Origin of the sequence: Acinetobacter sp. YH01004, assembly GCF_013420455.1 — a bacterium.
In the GTDB taxonomy this organism is placed as follows: Bacteria; Pseudomonadota; Gammaproteobacteria; order Pseudomonadales; family Moraxellaceae; genus Acinetobacter; species Acinetobacter towneri.
Genome location: NZ_VOXZ01000010.1, coordinates 71,210 through 86,756, shown reverse-complemented (window position 1 = coordinate 86,756; position 15,547 = coordinate 71,210). Strand labels below are relative to the sequence as shown.

Below are 15,547 nucleotides of genomic sequence, written 5' to 3'. Positions count from 1 at the left end.
ATATGTTCAATATTTAGCGAGTTTCAATTTTCGCTTAGAAAGCAAAGTGTTCAGCATCTAATGCAAATAGTGGCTCTACACCTGTTGCAATCACGTCTACGTGTGAGCGAACACGTGGCAAGATTTTCTTGAAGTAGAAACGTGCAGTCGTCACTTTAGCATTGTAGAAGTCTACATCGGTTGTGCCTGCTGCAAGTGCTTCTTGAGCGACCAATGCCATACGTGCCCATAGGTAAGCTAGTGTTACATAACCAGAGAAGTACATGTAGTCTACTGCTGCAGCACCTACTTCCTCAGGGTTTTGCATTGCACGCATACCAATTTGCATAGTCAAATCGCCCCATTCTTTATTGAGCGCTGCAAGCGGTTCAACAAATTCTTGCATTGCTGCGTTGTCTTTGTTAGCTTCTGCAAATTTATGGATGATTTTGGTGAAGTCTTTCAACATTGCACCTTGTGTACCCAAAACTTTACGACCTAACAAGTCGAGTGCTTGGATTTCAGTTGTACCTTCGTACAAGCATGAAATACGTGTATCACGCACAACTTGTTCCATGCCATGCTCAGAAATGAAGCCATGACCGCCGAAGACTTGCACACCATGTTTTGCAGATTCAGAACCTGTTTCAGTTAAGAATGCTTTTGCAATAGGCGTCAATAAAGACAAGATGTTGTCAGAGAACTTACGTTCTTCTTCAGTTGCACCTTGTTCAACGATATCTGCGTGTAGAGACAACAGATACACTAGTGCGCGACCACCTTCAGCAAACGCTTTTTGAGTCAATAGCATATTGCGTACAGCAGGATGCACAATAATTGGATCTGCTTCTTTTTCAGGGGCTTTCGGACCAGAAAGTGAGCGCATTGCCAAACGGTCTTTGGCATAAGTCAACGCACCTTGGAAAGAACCTTCAGATGCTGCAAGACCTTGTACCGCTGTACCGATACGTGCAGTGTTCATGAACGTGAACATGCAGTTTAGACCACGGTTTTCAGGGCCAATTAGGAAGCCTTTCGCGTTATCAAAGTTGATCACGCAAGTCGCGTTACCATGAATCCCCATTTTGTGTTCGATTGAACCACAACGTACACCATTACGCTCCCCTAAAGAACCATCTGCATTCAGGTTGAACTTAGGAACGATGAACAGAGAAATACCTTTAGTTCCTTTAGGTGCACCAGGTAAACGTGCCAATACGATGTGCACGATATTCTCTGCCATGTCATGTTCACCAGCAGAGATAAAGATTTTCTCGCCCGAGATTGCATAGCTTCCGTCGGCCTGAGGTTCAGCTTTAGTACGGATAATACCCAAGTCAGAACCTGCATGAGATTCGGTTAAACACATGGTACCTGTCCACTCACCTGAAACAAGCTTTGGCAGATAGGTTGCTTTTTGTTCATCTGAACCGTGGTGTTCTAAAGTACGTACAGCACCATGAGAAAGACCTGGGTACATGCCCCATGCCCAGTTTGCTGTACCTACCATTTCTGAAATCACGTTTCCTAGAGAAACAGGTAGACCTTGACCGCCGTATTGTTCTTCAGCAGAAAGAGACGGGAAGCCAAGTTCGATATATTTTTGATACGCTTCTTTAAAGCCCGTTGGTGTAGTCACCACGCCATCATTCCAAGTACAACCTTCACGGTCACCCACTTGGTTTAACGGAGATAATTCGTTTTCACAGAAATCTGCTGCAGCTTCCAAATATTGGTCAACCAATTCACGGCTTACGTTTTCTTGGAATGCAGGTAATTTTGCATAGTGATCTTCGGCATTTAATAATTCATGCAAAACGAATTGCATATCACGTAAAGGCGCTTTGTATTGTGGCATATCGGTTTCCTCAATACTGGTTTGACCAGCGTTATATTTTAAATGGATTTCAGCGCATGCCTTCTCAGACATGCCATGTTGGAATGGTTGTAATCGTGCAACATCTTCTAATTCGGTACAAGCATCTGCATAGCATTTCTTGGTGACTGCAAAGTCAAAGATTTTTATCTTGAAATGGCTAAGTTACTTGAGTGTAAACAGTTTTGCTGAATTTGAAATGATACAAATAGTCAAAAAGCGTAAAGAGATATGTCTAAGTGAAGTGGATAAAAAGGTAAATAAAAAGGCACTCAATCGAGTGCCTTAGAGTCGTGTAAGTGTGTGCTCACCTGAATGCATTAGCGCGAAGTAGGTGATATTCTCATTTGTTGCATAGGTTGATTCGGCTGAAAACGAACCAAGCATTGTCCCTTGAGTTGTAGTTCGCCCAGTTTCACTTGAACGTGTTGTCCATGCATTTTTCCTTCACAGGCAGCACGCATGGCCTTTTGATGCGCTTGATGTTGTGCTAATCGTTGATCGTACCGTTTGGTCATTTCAGCACGTTGCGCATCGGTCAGCACTTCACCACGTTGTTGCATACGCGGCATTTTTGCACGCATGGCTTGGTGTTGTTGCATCGCATATTGGCGATGTTGTTTAAATGACTGGCGATCAGGCTGGAAACGCATCGTACAGGTACCTGCGAGTGTTTGATCACCTACTTTTAATTGTAGATTTGTACCTACTGCTTTGTTGTCACAAGCCTGTTGCATCTGCCCACGAAATGCGCGGTGTTCTGCACGCATGGCACGATATTGCTCGCGTTGTTCAGGACTGAAGCGTTGTCCATCTTGAGCATAATGTTGTTTAAACATACGTGTTTGTTGTCGTTCGGTCAGATCATTACTGGTTTGGCATGCAGTTAAAATCCCCATGCCCAAAACACTTGCCCCAAGTAACGCGATTTTTGTCATCTGTTTCATCTTACAGCTCCTTAACTGGAATCCGACTTTGCTTAAGTTAAGATTAAATAATAAAGATGAAGAAACAATGGAGAGTTTTTTGAAGCGCTGTTGGTTACAATGCTCAAAATCGACAAAAAAGCTGAGATTGCGCTTTTGAAAATTCGCCGTATACCCATCGCATTACGCCTGTTCTTAACAGTGCTGCTGACGACCTTTCTGATTACCACGGTCAGCTTGGGGGTATTGCATGTCAATATGCAGCGAAACTTCAGCAAATATGTGGCCGATGTCGAAATGCAAAAGCTGGACTTGCTCACTCAAAACTTGGCAGAAGTCTATGCGGTATATCACGATTGGGGCAACGCCATTCAGGCGCAAATTCTCCAAATTGAAGGTGAGGCTGCACCCGATGATTATGACCGTTTATCGCGGTGGTGGTTGCGCCGTCAATATGACATTGCCTTGCAGCAGCGTTATTTTCAGGAACCTACCTTAGCCAATGTAAACTCAAGTGTAGTCGAGCCTGAGCCAGGCAAACGACAAGCCAATGCGGAAGAACTTCGCTGGTTAGAGCTGAATTTACCTTCACAATTTCAGCCATTTGAAGGTTTAGTGTTTCCTTTGAGTGCCAATCAGAATGCTTTCCGTCCTGATCGTAAAAATGAAGGACACCAAAACACGACAGAATCATCTGGAAAAAAACAATTTATTTCGATGCCTGACCGTTTAGGCTTGAGTTCACGCTTATCTTTATATGATGCTCAGCGGCAATTTGTAGTGGGAGAGCCTGCTGAAACTCAAATTTCTTATCGTCCAATTATGGTCAATGAAAAAGTCGTGGGCTATTTAGGCTTAAAACCTGTGTTAGATCAGGAAGATGCGTTAAGTATTAACTTTTTTAGTAAGCAAACCCGTTATTTATTATTGGTTTATGCTTTAAGTATTTTGGCGAGCTTGATTGCTGCATTGTTATTGGCGACCTATTTTAAAAAACCGATTCAGCGTTTGTTGAATGGTACACGTGAATTGACCAAAGGGCATTATCAGCATCAGGTCACGGTCAATCGTAATGATGAATTGGGTGATTTATCTACCGAGTTGAATCATTTGGCGGTGATTTTAGATCAACATGAAACTTCACGTCGTCAGTGGGTGGCAGATACTTCACATGAGTTGAAAACCCCGTTGGCCGTATTGCAGGCGCAAATTGAAGCTATGCAGGATGGTATTCGCAAAGCAACGCCAGAACATTTGGCTGCGATGATGCATCAGGTCAACAGTCTGAAAAAACTCACTCAGGATTTATCGGACTTAGCGCAAGCTGAGGCTATGCAGTTGAAATGCTATTTTGCGACCATTGATCCATGGCAAGTGATTGAGCAGGAAATTGAAAGCTTCAAGCCGAAATTTGAACAGGCGCAGTTGGACTTGATCGTGTCGGGTGAAGGCACGCAATTACAATTGGATATAGACCGTTTAAAACAAATTATGCTCAACTTGCTCAGTAATAGTATTCGTTATACCGAAGCGGGTGGGCAGGTGCATATTCACACCAGTCAAAGTGCAACAGAATGGACAGTGTATGTAGATGACAGTCCGTTTGGCCTAAGTGATGAACAATTGGCACGTTTGGGTGAGCGTTTTTATCGTGCCGATGATTCACGTACACGCGCCACAGGTGGGACAGGTTTAGGTCTGGCTTTATCGGTCAAAATTGCCAAAGCATTGGGCGGAGAGTTAAGTTTTGCACATTCACCATTGGGTGGTTTACGTTGCAAATTAAGCTTTCCCAAAACAATCAAATCTTGAAGGATTTTAAGGAATCGTGCATGAAACATATCTTGCTGGTTGAAGATGAAATTGAACTTGCCCAATTGGTGCGAGATTATTTAGAAGCTGCTGGTTTTGAAGTCAGTATGTTTCATGATGGGCAAGAAGCTTATGACAGCTTTTTGCAGCGTAAACCGAGCTTGATGATTTTAGATTTAATGGTACCGCGTATGGATGGTTTGACCATTTGCCGCAAAGTGCGTGAACAGTCCGATGTGCCTATTATTATGGTCACAGCACGTACTGAAGAAATTGATCGGGTACTAGGTCTAAACATGGGCGCAGATGACTATGTGTGTAAGCCTTTTAGCCCGAAAGAGTTGGTAGCACGTGTACAAGCGGTGTTGCGCCGTTTGGAACGTAAAGTTGAACCCGAAAGCAATGATTTATTCCGTATGGATAAAGCGCAGCAGCGCATTTGGTATCAGCAAAAAACCTTAAATTTGACCCCAACCGAATTCCGTTTATTGGAATTGTTTTTAGAGCATGTTGGGCAGGTGTATTCACGTGCGCAATTGTTAGATCATATTAACCCTGACAGTTTTGAAGTGGCAGATCGGGTGATCGATAGCCACATTAAAAACTTGCGCCGTAAAATTACTGAAGCTGCCGAAACAGGTAATAGACATGAGTGGATTCAGGCTGTGTATGGTGTAGGTTATCGCTTTGAGTACCCAGAAGAGTAAGTCTCAGGTATAGAAAAAGCGAATCTTGGAAGATTCGCTTTTGTTTTCTTAGTTAGATATTATGTTGAAAAAGTGCAGAGCAAATAGCTTTAAAAAATTTTTATTGACTCAAGTTGCACTACGCAAAAGCTCAATCCGTTGTCTTTCTACTTTCTTTAATTTTGCGACTACCAGCTCATAAGAATTTAAGACCAAATCTTGCACCAGTTGTGCATCTAAGTCCTCATCTGCAAAAATTGAAATCCAGTGCTGTTTGTTCATGTGCCAACCTGCACGGATATACGGATAGAAATCGCGTAGCATGGCACCATGTTCAGGCTGAACTTTTAGATTGATGATGGCATGACCATTTAAATACAGACTCAGCATAAACACTTTATCAAATACCTTATGCACTAAACAGCCATCGCCAAAAGGCTCACTTAAGCTCACTTCTGGTAATTTTTCTGCGATATTGGCAGCAAGTTGATGCAGTGATTTCTGTGTTTGTGCCATTCATCTTCACCTTAAACGTTTATCCTGTGGATAACCACATCTTTATCCACAGAAAATGTGTATAACTTTGCTGGAGTTTTAAACGTCCTATTGCTTAAAAATAGCACTAAGATGAGCAGCTCACCATCACTTCGGGTACATCACTTGGCAAGGGTGCTAAATCTTCAGGCTGTTCTAACTCAGGCTGTTTGCTATACGGTTGGCTGAGCAAGGTAAATAAACGCTCAACTTCTGAAAAATCATCGCGTTCTGCCTGCTCAATTGCCTTTTGTGCCATGTGATTGCGTAAAATATAGTGCGGGTTGGCCTGTTGCATGGCGGCATCTAAAGCATCAGTATCTTGATGTTCACGAATCTGTAAATACTGTGCCAAAAAGCTTTCCCACTGACGACGATCTAAACAATCATCCAATATTTCTGTGTATTGTTTATTTTGTAGGCGGATAAAACTTTGGGTGTAATCCAGTTGCTCACTTTGCAAAATGTGTAAGAAATTGGTTGCACAGTCAAAACTGTCTTTATGGAAGCTTGGCAGCCCCATTTTTTCACACAAGCCGAGTTTGTAATGTTCTAAAAAAGTTGGTTCAAAATGTTCTAAACATGCTGCCAGTGCATGTTTCCAGTGTTCTTTCTGATCTTGGTTTTGCTCAAGTGGAATTAAATTATTTAGCCAGACCCATAAGTTCCAGTGCGCTACGCTCGGTTGTTGTTGGTAGGTATAGCGCCCTTGGTAGTCCGAATGGTTATTGATCCAGTTCGGGCGAAAACGCTCCATAAAACCATAAGGGCCAAAATCTAAAGTAGAGCCAGTAATATTTAAATTATCGGTATTCATCACGCCGTGCGCAAAACCGACCAATTGCCATTTCGCAATCATCACTGCTGTGCGCTGAATGACTTGGGTGGCAAAGGCGAGTACAGGCTGTTCGGCAGTCAAGCATTCAGGGTAATGCCATTCAATACATTTTTGCACAAATTCAGGTAGTAGTTCGGGTTGATACTGATTGATCCATTCAAAATGACCTAAACGAATATGACAGTCAGAGGTGCGTAATAACATGGCGCCAAGCTCTAGTTTTTCACGTTGTACGCCTTGTGTAGATGAAGTGAATCCCACCGCATTGCTCGAAGGTACACCAAGTGCATTGAGTGCATGCCCCGCCAAATATTCACGAATCACAGAACGCAAAACCGCACGGCCATCGCCCATACGTGAATAAGGCGTTGCCCCAGCACCTTTTAAATGTAGGTCGATGGTACGTTGTTGTGTGTCTAGCACTTGTGCAATCAGTAAGCCTCGCCCATCTCCCAATTGGCCAGCCCATTGTCCAAATTGATGTCCTGCATACACCATTGCTAAAGGTGGAAATTCCGGAAATGTGGTTTGGCCGCTGCAAATTTCTACCCAGTGCTGCTGTTCCTCGCTACTCCATTGCAGCGCATTTGCCAATGCTGCGTTAAAGTGTCCTGCTTTAGCACCTTTTAATGGTAAAGGCAGCTGTTGATGATAAAGGCGAGCGGGCAGTGTGGGATAACGTGGATTAAATTGCATAGTGAGGGAGCATTTGGCACAAAGTGAGGTTCACTATAGCAAACTTGGGCTTTAAAAACTGTAGTCTAAAAATGCATAAAGCCCTGAACTGTTCAGGGCTTTAGCGGAGTATCAGAACGCTGTTCTTATTGCGATACTGGATTCTTTTTCAGGTTACGCATCAGCAAATTCAATGTTTCACGATGGTGTGAAAGACGCTGCTCAACCAACTGGAATTCAACTTTGAGTTTGTCATCCATTTGGTGGATTTTTTCAGCCATTGACGCTTTTTTCGCTTGAATTTCTTGCTCTTTTAATTTTGCCCAATCATTTAACGTTTGGGTAAATGCATCATATTCTTGCGCAATACGGCTTTTCACTTGCACAATGTCATCATTCACATTGTGGCCATAAACTGCCAAGTCTTGCTCTGCGTATTTAAAGCGCATTGCCAACTCTGCTTTTTTAATATTAAAGCTTGGAATACGACGTAAATTTTTAGCTAAACCTAACTTAGAGCATGTCCAAATTAACCATTTAGTTGGGTCATATTGCCACCATTTTACGCCATTACGATAATCATACTGGAAAATATGGTGATAGTTATGATAACCCTCGCCCCAAGTGGCAATGGCTAACCAGAAGTTGTCACGCGCAGTGTTTTCGTCAGTGTATGGACGCGAACCCCACATGTGGCACAGTGAGTTAATAAAGAAAGTGACATGGTGGCTTAAAATCAGACGCATTAAACCGCCCAATAGCAACACACCCCACATATCGCCTACAGCCCAGCCAATTGGCACTAAAATGCCAACATGCACTGCAATTACCATTGGCACGTAATATTTGTGCTGGAACATCACCAATTTGTCATTTAACAAATCTGGCGCATTTTTAAAGTTTGGCTCTGCGGCAGGGTAGTCACGCAACATCCAGCCCATGTGCGCAAACCAAAAACCATTGTTGATTGAATATGGGTCTTTTTCGACATCATCAACATGGCGGTGATGGGTACGGTGACCTGAACCCCAGAACAAAATACTGTTCTGAACGGCAAAAGTCCCCATAATCATCAAAAGAATTTTTAAAGGAAGCGTAGCTTCGTAGGCACGGTGTGCCCATAAACGATGATAACCTGCTGTAATACCCAAGCTACTTACGCCAAGTAATACAAACATACTGATCCAAGCGGCTAAGCTAAAATCATGGTGATAGGCATACCAAGGAATTGCAATCACGGCAACAATAGGTAAGAAAACCAGTGCAAAGATGGCAATCCAGTTGATTGGGGCTTTGGGTAAGGGAGCATTCATCTCCAACAGCACTCCTAGAACCTTTGGGAGGTATAAGTAGACGCTTAATCCGTTATAAAATCATGATCTGCCCGAAGGAAATGATCATAGTATTAAAGTTTATAGGGATTAATTTTTTCGCATATTAGCATGAGCGTATTCACGATCACAGCATTATTGTACAGTTGTATTGTACTGGGTGGTAACAGAATATAATGGTATTTGTAGGTTTTTACGAAAATGTGCGGTATGACAGCCAAACCTGCACAGAAAATCGGTTATTTAAACATATATATGCGCTTAGCCTGCACTTTACAAGTGTTGCATCATTAGTTTTGGATAATCGGTAATTAGACCCTGAACACCCAAATCTTTAAGTTGTTTGGCGCGTTCAATTTGATTGACTGTCCAAACACTAATATTCAGTTTTGCCTGTTGGGTGGCTTGAATGAGGGCATCGGTGGCGAGTTCGTTCATCCAGCCAATTTGGCAACACCCTAATGCTAAAGCTTGATCAATGGCTTGGTATTGCAAATCATCTTCTACCAACAAACCACGTTTAAAGCGTGATTCTTGTTGTTGTAATGCCCAATGAATTTTAGGATCAAAACTGGTGATGATGGCGTTGTGTTCAAAACCCTTCAAATGTTGCTCTAAACTTTGGGTAATTTTTTCGGCAGCGGCATGCGAGTTGACCGCTTTGACTTCTACTTCAATATGATCAAAATTTTGAATAATGGTCATGGTTTGATTGAGTAGGGGCGTGGTTTCGACTTTATTCCAGTCCGACCACATCACCGCATGATTGTAATGGTTTAAATCTTCCAGACTACATTCATACAGTGCTTTGTCTTGTCCTGTGGTGCGAATGAATTGATCATCATGCATAACCACTAAGGCATTGTCTTTGAGTTGACGCACATCAAACTCAACCGCTCGAATGCCAATATTTTGAATATATTCAAAACCACCGAGTGTGTTTTCAGGCGCTTCGCCACGCGCACCACGATGACCAATTATGCGCATAATGTGCCCATGAATTGAAAGTTTGCTTTCATTTTGCAAGTACGACGTGACAAAGAGATGACATTTCTTATTTTGGTCGGATGGTGTGAAATTTCAAGCAGCATCCGACGTGATTTTTTAGATGCAAAATCAGGGCTTTATTTTAGTTTCCGATTCTAGAGTGTGATGTCAGTTACCAATACTGTCGTTGATGTTCTTTTGCCATAACACTTCGCTGCCTCTTTCGGCACGTTGCAAGCTGCGAGATGCCACAAATAGCCAGTCAGACAGTCGGTTCAGTAATTGCAAAGATGGTGCCTGAATATTTTGATCACGGTTGTGTACGGTCATTAAACTACGTTCTGCACGACGACATACGGCACGGGCTTGATGTGCATAACTGCATGCCAATGTACCTGCAGGCAGAATAAATTCTTTGAGCATTGGCAGGCTTTCATTCATGCGGTCAATGTCTTGTTCTAGGAACTCAATCGCAAGTGGTTGTACGAGATGGTAATTGGGGATACAGACTTCACCGCCTAAATCGAATAGCCAGTGCTGAATCAGGCTGAGCGATTTGTCCCAAGTGTTTTTGTCTTGAATGTTGCTATGTGTAATTTGTGAGCGCAAAACGCCTATGCAGGCATTGAGTTCATCGACATCGCCCAGTGCATGAATGCGTAAGTCGTCTTTGGTAACACGTGAGCCATCGCCAAGCCCTGTTGTGCCTGAGTCGCCTGTGCGGGTGTAGATTTTGCTTAAACGGTGGCCCATGATCGTTCCTTGTTTGAAAGTGAAAGTTGCGTTTACTTGGTCGTAAGAAATAAAAGTTGGCGCAATAAAAAAGGATAATGTCGGTCATTACATTATCCATAAACTGCGCTGTTTTAAAGTTTTTGTTGTTATGCGGGTTTTAGTAGCGGAAAGTTACACCTGCTGAAGCGAGGCGACCGCCACTGAGGTAATACTGACCATCAGAGTTACCTGCAGAAGCCATTTTATAGTTTACATCGCCAGCATTTTGAATGTTAAAGAACAATTTGATATATGGATTGGCATTGTAATAACCATGCAAATCAATTTGCATATGACCAGGAATGCTATCTTCATCGTAGGCACTGCTGTCTGAACGGCTACTGGCGGTAAGTGTTGCAGATAAACCATACACTTCTTCAGCCAAACCTAGCGATAAAGCAATTTTTTGACGTGGGCGACGGCTTAAGTCTTCGCCTGATGCATCATTGGTGGCTTTGCTATAGCTATAACTGGTTTTTGCAAACCATTGATCTTGATTAAAGTGTAGATAAACTTCGGCACCATCAATGGTCGCTTCATCAATGTTGGCAAGCTTCCATCCGTTGGCTGGGTCACTATCAATCAAGTTATCAATTTCAGTGCGATAGACCGATAGGCCACTGCGCCAAGCGGAACCCATCTGCCAATCTGCACCAACTTCATAAGATAAGCTGTCTTCAGGTTTGAGTTCAGGATTGGCATAGTAACCATAATATAAGTCATTCATGGTTGGGGCTTTAAATGCGGAACCAATATTGCTGTATATACTGACATGAGGCTTAAAGAAGTAGCGAGCTGCTGCTTGCCCCACGGTATGAGAACCATATTTTTCGTTATCTTCAATACGCACACCGATTTGGGTTTTTAGTTTGTCGGTCTGTAATTGGTGCTGTGCATAATAGCCTGAGCTGTCCGATTGTTCTTGAAATGAATCTGATGGTTTATGGGTTTCCGTATCTAAGGCTTTATGGTTAACACCAAGTGTAAGGTTTTGATGAGCGGTAAGGTTTTGACGCACACTGAGGTCATATTCGTCAGACACAAAGGTGGTTTCTTCTGCCACATTCAATTGCGTTAATACATCTTTAAAATGTGATACACGCGCTTTGAGTTCAGTATTTTTACTGGCTTGATAACGAGTGCTCAAAGTCGTGACTTGGTTTAAAAAGTCATGTGCACGTGGGCTATAGGCATAAGTCGTCCAACTATAGTTTTCGTACTGTGAGCGCCCTTCATTTTCAGAATGTTCAAGAGATATATCCAAGGTATCACTTACATACCCAAATTTGCCCGAAAATCCTTTTTGATCATAGCTTGAAGGCTCTGCACCTTCATAATCAAAAATGTTAGTGCCATCGGTTTCAAGACGTTGCCCACGCAGTTGAGCATAAAAGCCATTTTCTACAGCATCTAGCCCTAAAATGGTTTTATAGGTACTGTTTTCACCCACTTCGGCAGAGACAAATGCTGAGTTTTTACTTGGGGTTTTGGTAATCATTTGTACCACGCCACCAATGGCGTTGCTACCATACAGGACAGATGCTGGACCTTTTAAAATCTCAATCTGTTTAATTTCAGTGGTATCAATAAAGCTGTTAGATGCTAGACCACTAGCATCGTTATTTAAACGCACGCCATCACGGAGCACCAAGGTATGGTCTGACTCGGTGCCTCGCATAAATAAAGAGGCAATTTGACCATAACCACCAGACTGCACCATATTGATAGAAGCATCGGTCATCATCAGTTGTGGGAAAGAGGCAATTGGTGATTGCTCAATTTGACCTGTACCAATTACATTAATCCGCGCAGGTACATTACCAATTTTTTCTTCTGAACGTGTTGCTGTCACTACAAGTGTATCTAAAGCAGCATTCACCACAGCTTGATCTTGTGACTCAGTTGCAAAAACTGAAGTTGAAAAACCCATTGCAAGCGCAATTGCGCCCACTAAAGCAGTAGGCTGAAAAAGTGTAGACATGACTTTGCTCCATACATTCACCCCACGTGAATGATTGAGTTAAGGGCACAACAAGCAGGTCTCCGGACTTCAATGTGCCAAGCATCTTCTAATTTATGATTGCTTCGCTGTATATCCACCTTCCCATATTGTTCATACAGTGGTGTAAATCATAAGATTTAAATTGATATACGTTTCATGGTTACCGTTGCGGGGGCAGTGTTGGACTTTCACCAACTTCCCTAAAGCTCAAAGCTAGGACTCGTTGCATTTGCGCGAAGTATAAAGTCTGTATGCCATTTAAACAACGGAAATGCAGAATAATCCGCCTGAACTTCACTCAACCCCTTAAAATTGCATTACAATGATTCGCCCCAATATCTGATTTTGTTAGTGTGAACAGACAATTTAAAAGTCACGCACAGCAAGATCAGCAAAATGAAAATTGAAAATCAGGATTAGAGTCCAAAACGATGCGTACCCGTGCCAAAATTTGCGGAATCACGCGAATTCAAGATATAAACAGTGTTGTGCATGCGGGTGCAGATGCAATTGGCTTGGTGTTTTATCCACTGAGTCCTCGTAATGTCAGCATTGCTGAAGCAGAAAACCTTGTGCAACACATACCCGCTTATGTGCAAGTGGTTGGCTTGTTTGTAAATGCCAGTGCAGACGACATAGCCGCAGTACTAAAACAAGTGCCTTTAGATATTCTGCAATTTCATGGTGATGAAACACCATTGCAATGTCAGCAAATAGCACAGCAAGTCGGACGCAGATGGTACAAAGCCATACAGGTCAAACCTGATTTAAATGTATTGGATGCGATAAAAAGCTATCAACAAGCAGGTGCAAGCGCAGTATTATTAGATGCGTGGCATCCTGAGCTGAAAGGTGGAACAGGACACAGTTTTGACTGGTCAAAATTCCCCAAACTCGATATTCCTTTAATATTGGCGGGTGGTTTAAACCCTGCCAATATTGAAGATGCAATTCAGACCACCCAAGCCTATGCCGTTGATGTTAGTGGCGGGGTAGAGTCTGCAAAAGGTATTAAAGACCAACAACTCATAGAACACTTCATGCAAGGAGTCCAACGTGGATCAGCAAAGTACAAATCACAATAATCCAGTGATTGACTATACCCAGTTCCCAGATGCAAAAGGGCATTTTGGGATCCATGGCGGACGTTTTGTGTCAGAAACGCTGATGGCGGCTTTACAAGACTTAGAAAAATTGTATTTCCGCATGAAAGATGATCCGCAGTTTTTGGCAGAATTCGACCGCGATCTCGCCTACTATGTAGGTCGTCCTAGTCCTTTGTATTATGCTGAGCGATGGTCTAAAGAGTTAGGTGGTGCGCAAATTTACTTAAAGCGTGAAGACCTGAACCATACAGGCTCACATAAAGTGAATAACACCATTGGTCAGGCATTACTGGCAAAGTTGTCTGGTAAAAAACGCATTATTGCCGAAACAGGCGCTGGTCAGCATGGTGTGGCAACCGCAACGATTGCAGCCCGCTTAGGTTTAGAGTGCGTAGTGTTCATGGGTGCAGAAGACGTCAAACGTCAGGCCATGAACGTGTACCGCATGCGCTTACTCGGGGCAACTGTTGTACCTGTAGAAAGTGGCTCTAAAACCTTAAAAGATGCCATGAACGAAGCTATGCGTGACTGGGTGACCAATGTCGATTCAACGTATTATGTGATTGGTACTGTGGCAGGCCCACATCCGTATCCACAATTGGTACGTGATTTCCAATCTATTATTGGTCGTGAAGCACGTCGTCAAATTCAAGAGCAGGCAGGTCGTTTACCTGACGCACTTGTGGCGTGTGTCGGTGGTGGTTCCAATGCAATGGGCTTGTTCTATCCATTCTTGAATGATGCCGAAGTGAAAATGTACGGTGTTGAAGCTGCGGGCTTGGGCATTGAAACAGGCAAGCACTCTGCGCCATTGAATGCTGGACACGTAGGCGTATTGCACGGCAACCGTACTTATTTAATGTCGGATGCGCAAGGTCAGATCATTGAAACACATTCTATTTCTGCAGGTCTAGATTACCCAGGTGTAGGGCCAGAGCACAGCTTCCTGAAAGATATGCACCGTGTCGATTACGTGCCAATCAATGACCAAGAAGCCTTGCAAGGTTTCCGTGATTTAACCCGCATTGAAGGGATTATTCCTGCTTTAGAAAGCTCGCATGCTATGGCTTATGTAAGCAAGCTTGCACCAACGATGGATAAAGACCAAATCATTATTGCGACTGTTTCAGGTCGTGGTGATAAAGACTTAATGACTGTTGCCCGCATTGATGGCGTGGAAATGGTCGATATGTAAATCGCAAGCTGCTTGAAATAAAGCATGCTACATTTCAATTCAATCGTGCTGAAGCAATTCGGCACGATTTTTTATTTGGAGGATTGAAAAATTCTCGCTACTTTAAACAATCATGCTTAAAAAGCATCAACCTTAAAAGCCATCATGCTTAGGAAATTTGCGTAGGAGTCGGATATGCCCAGTTTATTTATCGTGATGTTAGGCGGGCGTCATGCGCGAGCCAATACTGAAGTGCATGATGTGGTACTTGCGGTAGGTGATTCTTTAGAACAGACCTATCCGCAACTCAAGCAGGCTTGGTTTGCAGAGCCGAAAGGTTTACATATTGACGCATGGGCGCAAATTAATGGTGTTGAGTTTGAAGGTAAATCCTACTATTTAAAATTTACCGATGCACAGCCGAATCAGGCAGAAAACCGACTGTATTTAATTAATTTGGGTGGATATGACCCGCGTGAGTTTGGCGAGTTACATCGTTATGTACTGGTGGTGGCGCAAAATCCAATGGTGGCAAAACAGCGTGGTAAAGCCTATTTTGCCCAGCACTGGCAAAAACAACATACCGATCGGGTCTTAGAGGTAGATGATTGTATTGCGATAGATCAGGTGCATGGTCGCTATGTGCAATTGGTTGAAGGCTCATTTTCAGGCAATCGTTGGGAAAATACCTATCTGACTTTGAATGCTGATGCTTAAATACCTTCAGAATATTGAGGGGAAGATATCTATTAATTTATATTTTGTATATTTAGTGAACGCTCAAGCCTTAAAATAGTAAAACAATCTATGCTTTTATAATTTTTTGAACAAAATCATAAGCTGCGGG

At 42.8% G+C, this 15,547-nt stretch carries 13 protein-coding genes and 1 riboswitch; of the genes, 5 read left to right on the top strand and 8 right to left on the bottom strand.

Annotated features, from left to right (window positions below; genetic code table 11):
* Positions 1-34: 34 nt before the first annotated feature.
* Together FTT71_RS08585 and FTT71_RS08580 are read right to left on the bottom strand one after the other, a co-directional pair.
* Positions 35-1,837 carry an acyl-CoA dehydrogenase C-terminal domain-containing protein gene (locus FTT71_RS08585; RefSeq protein ID WP_180160884.1) on the bottom strand — a complete coding sequence of 601 codons (1,803 nt, stop codon included), beginning with the start codon at positions 1,835-1,837 and terminating at the stop codon, positions 35-37.
* 338 nt (positions 1,838-2,175) lie between these two features.
* Complete coding sequence (locus FTT71_RS08580) at positions 2,176-2,802, bottom strand: hypothetical protein (RefSeq protein WP_004975043.1); 627 nt, start codon at positions 2,800-2,802, stop codon at positions 2,176-2,178.
* A 135-nt stretch (positions 2,803-2,937) separates the two neighbouring features.
* Here FTT71_RS08580 and baeS point away from each other — a divergent pair, with 135 nt between their 5' ends.
* On the top strand, positions 2,938-4,593 hold the full coding sequence (gene baeS / locus FTT71_RS08575; protein ID WP_180160877.1) for a sensor histidine kinase efflux regulator BaeS: 1,656 nt from the start codon (positions 2,938-2,940) through the stop codon (positions 4,591-4,593).
* Between the two features lie 20 nt (positions 4,594-4,613).
* Complete coding sequence (locus FTT71_RS08570; RefSeq protein WP_180160876.1) at positions 4,614-5,300, top strand: response regulator; 687 nt, start codon at positions 4,614-4,616, stop codon at positions 5,298-5,300.
* A gap of 108 nt (positions 5,301-5,408) precedes the next feature.
* Here the strand turns inward: FTT71_RS08570 and FTT71_RS08565 are convergent, their stop codons facing one another.
* The 6 genes from FTT71_RS08565 to FTT71_RS08540 form a co-directional block, all read right to left on the bottom strand.
* The gene (locus FTT71_RS08565; RefSeq protein ID WP_180160875.1) at positions 5,409-5,795 is read right to left on the bottom strand and encodes an MmcQ/YjbR family DNA-binding protein; all 387 of its coding nucleotides are present in this window, start codon (positions 5,793-5,795) and stop codon (positions 5,409-5,411) included.
* Between the two features lie 106 nt (positions 5,796-5,901).
* The gene (locus tag FTT71_RS08560; protein ID WP_180160874.1) at positions 5,902-7,347 is read right to left on the bottom strand and encodes a YdiU family protein; all 1,446 of its coding nucleotides are present in this window, start codon (positions 7,345-7,347) and stop codon (positions 5,902-5,904) included.
* A 125-nt stretch (positions 7,348-7,472) separates the two neighbouring features.
* A complete protein-coding gene (locus FTT71_RS08555; protein ID WP_168418568.1) occupies positions 7,473-8,639 on the bottom strand; it encodes an acyl-CoA desaturase in 1,167 nt (388 codons plus the stop codon).
* A 291-nt stretch (positions 8,640-8,930) separates the two neighbouring features.
* Entirely contained in the window at positions 8,931-9,644 is a 714-nt protein-coding gene (locus FTT71_RS08550; protein ID WP_180160873.1) for a glycerophosphodiester phosphodiesterase, read from the bottom strand.
* Positions 9,645-9,812: 168 nt separating this feature from the next.
* On the bottom strand, positions 9,813-10,397 hold the full coding sequence (locus tag FTT71_RS08545) for a cob(I)yrinic acid a,c-diamide adenosyltransferase (protein WP_180160872.1): 585 nt from the start codon (positions 10,395-10,397) through the stop codon (positions 9,813-9,815).
* Positions 10,398-10,536: 139 nt separating this feature from the next.
* Entirely contained in the window at positions 10,537-12,399 is a 1,863-nt protein-coding gene (locus FTT71_RS08540) for a TonB-dependent receptor domain-containing protein (RefSeq protein ID WP_168461641.1), read from the bottom strand.
* Positions 12,400-12,434: 35 nt separating this feature from the next.
* Positions 12,435-12,659: riboswitch (cobalamin riboswitch) on the bottom strand.
* Between the two features lie 192 nt (positions 12,660-12,851).
* Between FTT71_RS08540 and FTT71_RS08535 the strand changes: the two genes are divergently transcribed.
* The 3 genes from FTT71_RS08535 to FTT71_RS08525 all read left to right on the top strand — a co-directional run bounded on the left by FTT71_RS08535 (position 12,852) and on the right by FTT71_RS08525 (position 15,417).
* A complete protein-coding gene (locus FTT71_RS08535) occupies positions 12,852-13,505 on the top strand; it encodes a phosphoribosylanthranilate isomerase (protein WP_168418572.1) in 654 nt (217 codons plus the stop codon).
* Positions 13,477-14,721 carry a tryptophan synthase subunit beta gene (gene trpB / locus FTT71_RS08530; RefSeq protein WP_096901527.1) on the top strand — a complete coding sequence of 415 codons (1,245 nt, stop codon included), beginning with the start codon at positions 13,477-13,479 and terminating at the stop codon, positions 14,719-14,721. The genes FTT71_RS08535 and trpB overlap by 29 nt, the downstream gene beginning before the upstream one ends.
* Before the next feature lie 174 nt (positions 14,722-14,895).
* On the top strand, positions 14,896-15,417 hold the full coding sequence (locus FTT71_RS08525) for a DUF1543 domain-containing protein (protein WP_096901526.1): 522 nt from the start codon (positions 14,896-14,898) through the stop codon (positions 15,415-15,417).
* Positions 15,418-15,547: the final 130 nt, after the last annotated feature.

Excerpts from the sequence above, each read along its gene's own strand:
- FTT71_RS08585 (WP_180160884.1), bottom strand. The coding sequence starts at position 1,837 with ATGCCACAATACAAAGCGCCTTTACGTGATATGCAATTCGTTTTGCAT.
- FTT71_RS08580 (WP_004975043.1), bottom strand. The coding sequence starts at position 2,802 with ATGAAACAGATGACAAAAATCGCGTTACTTGGGGCAAGTGTTTTGGGC.
- FTT71_RS08570 (WP_180160876.1), top strand. The coding sequence starts at position 4,614 with ATGAAACATATCTTGCTGGTTGAAGATGAAATTGAACTTGCCCAATTG.
- FTT71_RS08565 (WP_180160875.1), bottom strand. The coding sequence starts at position 5,795 with ATGGCACAAACACAGAAATCACTGCATCAACTTGCTGCCAATATCGCA.
- FTT71_RS08560 (WP_180160874.1), bottom strand. The coding sequence starts at position 7,347 with ATGCAATTTAATCCACGTTATCCCACACTGCCCGCTCGCCTTTATCAT.
- FTT71_RS08555 (WP_168418568.1), bottom strand. The coding sequence starts at position 8,639 with ATGAATGCTCCCTTACCCAAAGCCCCAATCAACTGGATTGCCATCTTT.
- FTT71_RS08550 (WP_180160873.1), bottom strand. The coding sequence starts at position 9,644 with ATGCGCATAATTGGTCATCGTGGTGCGCGTGGCGAAGCGCCTGAAAAC.
- FTT71_RS08545 (WP_180160872.1), bottom strand. The coding sequence starts at position 10,397 with ATGGGCCACCGTTTAAGCAAAATCTACACCCGCACAGGCGACTCAGGC.
- FTT71_RS08540 (WP_168461641.1), bottom strand. The coding sequence starts at position 12,399 with ATGTCTACACTTTTTCAGCCTACTGCTTTAGTGGGCGCAATTGCGCTT.
- FTT71_RS08535 (WP_168418572.1), top strand. The coding sequence starts at position 12,852 with ATGCGTACCCGTGCCAAAATTTGCGGAATCACGCGAATTCAAGATATA.
- FTT71_RS08525 (WP_096901526.1), top strand. The coding sequence starts at position 14,896 with ATGCCCAGTTTATTTATCGTGATGTTAGGCGGGCGTCATGCGCGAGCC.